The organism is Planktothrix sp. FACHB-1355 (assembly GCF_014748295.1).
Classification (GTDB): domain Bacteria; phylum Cyanobacteriota; class Cyanobacteriia; order Cyanobacteriales; family Aerosakkonemataceae; genus Aerosakkonema; species Aerosakkonema funiforme_A.
The window spans coordinates 1-5,104 of sequence record NZ_JACJUP010000429.1; the positions used below are offsets into that span (position 1 = coordinate 1).

Below are 5,104 nucleotides of genomic sequence, written 5' to 3' on the forward strand. Positions count from 1 at the left end.
ATATTCGAGAGCAGCGATTGAGGCGATTAAGACAAGTTTCTTAGGTATTGTAGGTTGGGTGAAGAGATATCGAAACCAAAATTTTGTTGAGATGGGTGTTGGGTTGACATTAGGAAACCCAACCTACGGAACTGATTAAATTTTCTTGTTTTTCCTACATCCGCCGCTCTCTAGTTGCTCAACTGCTGCTTCAAATCCCGAATCGCTGCACTTGTATTCCGTTCGTAGGCAACTTGAAGACATTGAGTAATAATATCCTGAATGTTAATGTTGGGAAAATATCGGCTTTTATCTAGCTCGATATATTCATCACCCTGTAACTGATAAACTAATAGCTTTTTGTTGCGAAACAACCAAACTTCAGGCACTCGATATGGCAGATAATCATTCACATCGGAATAACTGGTCACATCAATTTCCAAGACCAAATCGGGTGGCGGATCGTTCGCCCAGTCAATTCGCTCCTTGCCTGAAACTGCTTGCCAATTGTCAATATAAAAGGAATAATCTGGTTCGATGCCACTTTCCTCTGGGAGTTGCATAGTTACGGGTGTAAAAGCATCGTATTCCTGTTCTGCACAATCCAGTAGCGTTGTGATGACATTTGCAATCAAGTGAGCATCTCGTCCATGTCTGGGCAATGGTGACATTAATAAGACTTCTCCAGAACGATATTTGATACGAGGAATGGAGCCATCCCCCCGCTGCTGACATAGTGCTTGATATTCTTGCCAAGTGGCGATCGATCGCACTACCGTTCCGGCTGAGAGGTGAAGTTTTTCGGGTGATACAACGGCAAACATACCCACCTTTCGTATAGTAATCTCAGATCATTCTAACAAAACTACAATTTTAAATTTCAAAGTTGAATCCCATTTGTTTGAGTTGCAGATATTTTTGTTCGTCAAATTGATAGAGTCTGGCGGCTCGATGAGACACATCTTTCTGAGTTTCATCGAGTTGGACTAACAAATTCATATTGAGGATTTTTTTGCGAAAATTGCGTTTATCTAGATCGGTTCCTAAGATAATTTCATAGAGTCTTTGCAACTGAGTAAGGGTAAATTTTTTGGGCAACAATTCAAATCCAATTGGTTGATAGCGAACTTTGCCTTTCAATCGAGTTAAAGCTACCTCGAAAATGCGCGAATGGTCAAAGGCTAATGGCGGTAATTGAGTGACGGGAAACCAAGCGGCTTCGCTAGCATCTGTGGTGGCGTTGAGGGAGTGTTCGCACGAGTTTACCAGCGCGTAGTAGGCGACGGTGACGATGCGATCGCGCGGATCTCGCCCCACATCCCCAAATGTGTACAATTGCTCCAAATATACCGAATCTATGCCCGTTTCCTCCCGTAATTCCCGCCTCGCGGCTTCTTCCAACGATTCATCCATGCGGACAAACCCCCCCGGTAGGGCCCACATACCCAGAAAAGGGGGAAGGTTCCTCTGAATCAGCATCAACTGAAGCTGCATCGACTCTTTGTCTAAACCAAAAATCGCGCAATCCACGGTCAGCGCGGGTCTGGGGAATTCGTAGCTATAAGACATTTCGATTTGTAAAGGGGGTTGACATCGTGTTTTTTGTACACTAACTTAGTGTATAGGTAACACTAACAGCCATGCAAGAGCAATTTGAATTAGCGGCTGGTTCTGTAAAAGGTACAGAACATCAGCGGCTTGGCAAAAACAACCAAGATGGATATTACAGTATCAATTCACAAGGTACGAACTTAATTGCTGTTGTTTGCGATGGGTGCGGTAGCGGTCAGCACAGCGAAGTGGGAGCAAAAATTGGGGCGAGGTTGCTGGTAGAAACCATAAGCCGTTCTTTGCCATATCGCGAAGGATTTTGGCAAGATATCCACTCTAAAGTGCTGATGCAATTGAAAAATCTCGCCCAAGGATTTGGCGATAATTTAGCTGACATCGTAAATGATTATTTTCTGTTTACAGTTGTCGGAACATTAATCGTACCAGAAGGAGCGTTTATCTTTGCCATAGGAGATGGAATATTTGCGATTAACGGTGAAGTAGTGCAGTTGGGGCCATTTGCCAACAATGCACCACCTTATCTAGGATACGGTATTTTAGATGAGGTAAATCAAAGTTGGCAATTTCAAGTACATCGCACTCTACCTATGAGCGAAGTGGAATCGATTTTAATCGGTACAGATGGAGTTTCGGATCTGATTAAATCTGCATCGATCGACTTGCCAGGAAAGTCAGAAAGAGTGGGAGAAATTAGTCAATTTTGGAGAGAAGATCGCTATTTTAGCAATTCTGACAATATCCGACGCAGGTTATCCCTAATTAATCGCGAAGTAACTTACCCCAACTGGTCAGAACGCAGCCTAGTTAAACAAGGAGGCTTATTACCAGATGACACAACCTTACTCGTGATGCGACGAAAACAAGTTGTTAGTAATGACTAATAACCTATCTGCGAAATCCTTGATTCTACCTTCTTTTTCCCCTAGTCCCTAGCCCCTAGTCACTAGCCCCTAGCCATACCTTTCTGCAAATGGATGTCTACATCAACAACAAAAAAATCCGTCTCAAGCCTAACAAAGCGATCGGCAAAGGCGGCGAAGCAGATGTGTACAATATTGGCAACGGTAAAGCACTGAAGCTATTTAAGCAAGCGAATCATCCCGATTATCAGAATAATTCCCAGCAACAACGCACAGCACAAGAACGCTTAGACGAACATCAGTTTAAGTTGCGTCTGTTTCCTAACAACTTACCGAAGCGAGTTATTTGTCCGCAAGAGTTGGTAACTGATGCGCTGGGAATGAAAATTTTGGGATACACAATGGAAATGGTTGCTGGTGCGGAAGTTTTATTAAAATATAGCGATCGCACCTTCCGTCAATCGGGAATTGCCAACCAAATTGTTGTCGAAATATTCCGAGATTTACATACAACTGTTGCAGGTATTCATCTAGCAGGAGTAGTAATTGGCGATTTCAACGATTTGAATGTTTTAATTAAGCAGAAAGAAGCTTATTTAATTGATGCTGATTCTTTCCAGTTTGTCTCGTTTCCCTGTCGGGTATTTACGACTCGGTTTGTCGATCCGCTGTTGTGCGATCGCCAATCTTTAAAACCCGACCTAGTTGAAAATTATGCAAACGATTCGGATTGGTATGCTTTCAGCGTCATGCTAATGCAGTCCCTCCTATTTGTTGACCCTTACGGCGGCGTTTACCGACCAAAAGACCCGTCTAAACGGATTCCTCACGAAGCGCGATCGCTACAGGGAATTAGCATATTTAATCCAGAAGTTAAGTATCCCAAACCAGCCATACCTTACAAAGTTCTGCCAGATGATTTACTGCATTATTTTTATCAAGTATTTGAACAAGATAAGAGAGGTGAATTTGCGCGATCGCTCCTCGACAACCTGCAATGGACAACCTGCATTAACTGCGGCACAGAACACGCCAGAAATACCTGTCCCAACTGTAGCCAAACAATCCCAGCACCTTCGCTTCCCAAACCGATCGTCGTTCGAGGTACAGTCACAGCTACCCGAATTTTCAGTACAGAAGGGATTATTTTATTTACCGCATTGTCAGGAGATAAATTATGTTGGTTATACTATGAAAAAGGCGAATTTAAACGCGAAGACGGTACAGTTGTTCTCAGCGGTGACTTAGACCCGCACTTGCAATTTCGTATTCAAGGTAAATCCACTTTAATCGGCAAACAAGGACAAGTCATCACCCTAACACCAGGTAAATCTCCCACTCGTTTAGCTGTAGAAACCTTTGATGTAAATGAAACTAACCGTTACTGGACATACGGCGGTCAATTATTGCGAGATGGTCAGTTAAGTTCGGAATATATTGGCGATGTCTTAGCCGAACAAACTCACTTTTGGGTTGGTTCTAACTTCGGTTTTGGCTTCTACCGTGCGGGTAATTTGAATGTTGCTTTTGTCTTCGATGCCAACAAACGCGGCATCAACGATACGGTCAAAATTCCTTCATTTACCGGACAGTTAATAGATGCTAATTGCACTTTTACTGCTGACCGTTGCTGGTTCTTTATTTCCACTCAAGAACAAGGTCAAACTATCAATTATGTTTACATTATTCGTCCGGATGGTTCGATTGAAGCATCTGCTATGGCTAAAGCTGGAGATAATTCCTGGCTTTCTACATTGCACGGAAAATTTGCGGCTGGCAACTTTTTACTAGCAGCTACGGATGATGGTATTGTCCGCGTTGCACCGCAAAACGGTCAAATTGTCCAAACTAAAGAATTCCCAGATACAGAACCTTTCGTTGATGCTAATAGTCAACTATTTGCCAGTCAGCAAGGACTGTATGTTGTGAAAGCACAGCAAATTTTCATGCTGAAGATTACCTGAAGTTTCTTTTTCCGATATCTAGAATCCTGAATTACTATGAGTACGCAAACAACCAAACAATTACCGATTCCTCCCCACTTCGATGCCAAAAAAGTTGGAGAAGTCTGGCGCGTTTTGTACGAAGAGCGATCGCACGATGCTCAAGCTTGGGCGAAAAAGCACAACATTCCACCCGCAGCTAAAGATAAAACTCGCATTTGTCTGATGGTAATCGATGCCCAAAATACCTTTTGCATTCCCAAATTTGAATTATTTGTTGGGGGTCGTTCCGGTACGGGTGCGGTTGACGATAACGTGCGTTTGTGCGAATTTATCTATCGCAACTTGGGTTTAATTACGGCGATTTACCCGACAATGGACACCCACACAGCGATGCAAATTTTCCATTCGCTGTTTTGGGTGAACGATGCAGGCGAACACCCAGCGCCGATGACGATTATCTCTTTAGATGATGTGCAAAAAGGTGTTTGGAAAGTGAATCCTGCGATCGCACACAGCGTAGCGGGTGGCAATTACCTGGGATTGATGCGCCACGCCTCCCATTACGTCGATAAACTCAGCGACGGCGGCAAATATCCCTTGATTATTTGGCCTTATCATGCCATGTTGGGGGGAATAGGTCACGCCTTAAGTAGTCGGACAAAAGTAATCGACACTGTATGAACTTTTGTTAAGGCACTTGCAGGAGTGCGATCGCTACCCACGGATAGTACAAATGTATTGTAAAAA

The 5,104-nt window shown here is 43.4% G+C and carries 5 protein-coding genes; 3 read left to right on the forward strand and 2 right to left on the reverse strand.

Annotated elements, in window-relative coordinates; all coding sequences use genetic code 11:
• Window positions 1-170: 170 nt before the first annotated feature.
• Both H6S82_RS17595 and H6S82_RS17600 read right to left on the reverse strand, forming a co-directional pair.
• The gene (locus H6S82_RS17595) at window positions 171-803 is read right to left on the reverse strand and encodes a Uma2 family endonuclease (RefSeq protein ID WP_190470157.1); all 633 of its coding nucleotides are present in this window, start codon (window positions 801-803) and stop codon (window positions 171-173) included.
• A gap of 49 nt (window positions 804-852) precedes the next feature.
• Window positions 853-1,548, reverse strand: a complete 696-nt coding sequence (locus H6S82_RS17600; protein WP_190470159.1) for an NUDIX domain-containing protein — start codon at window positions 1,546-1,548, stop codon at window positions 853-855.
• Between the two features lie 71 nt (window positions 1,549-1,619).
• On the opposite strand from H6S82_RS17600, the gene H6S82_RS17605 reads away from it, so the two are divergent.
• From H6S82_RS17605 to H6S82_RS17615, 3 genes are all read left to right on the forward strand, one after another.
• Complete coding sequence (locus tag H6S82_RS17605; protein WP_190470162.1) at window positions 1,620-2,432, forward strand: protein phosphatase 2C domain-containing protein; 813 nt, start codon at window positions 1,620-1,622, stop codon at window positions 2,430-2,432.
• 89 nt (window positions 2,433-2,521) lie between these two features.
• The gene (locus H6S82_RS17610) at window positions 2,522-4,375 is read left to right on the forward strand and encodes a hypothetical protein (RefSeq protein WP_190470165.1); all 1,854 of its coding nucleotides are present in this window, start codon (window positions 2,522-2,524) and stop codon (window positions 4,373-4,375) included.
• A 36-nt stretch (window positions 4,376-4,411) separates the two neighbouring features.
• Entirely contained in the window at window positions 4,412-5,038 is a 627-nt protein-coding gene (locus tag H6S82_RS17615) for a hypothetical protein (protein ID WP_322111968.1), read from the forward strand.
• The last annotated feature ends 66 nt before the right edge of the window (window positions 5,039-5,104 follow it).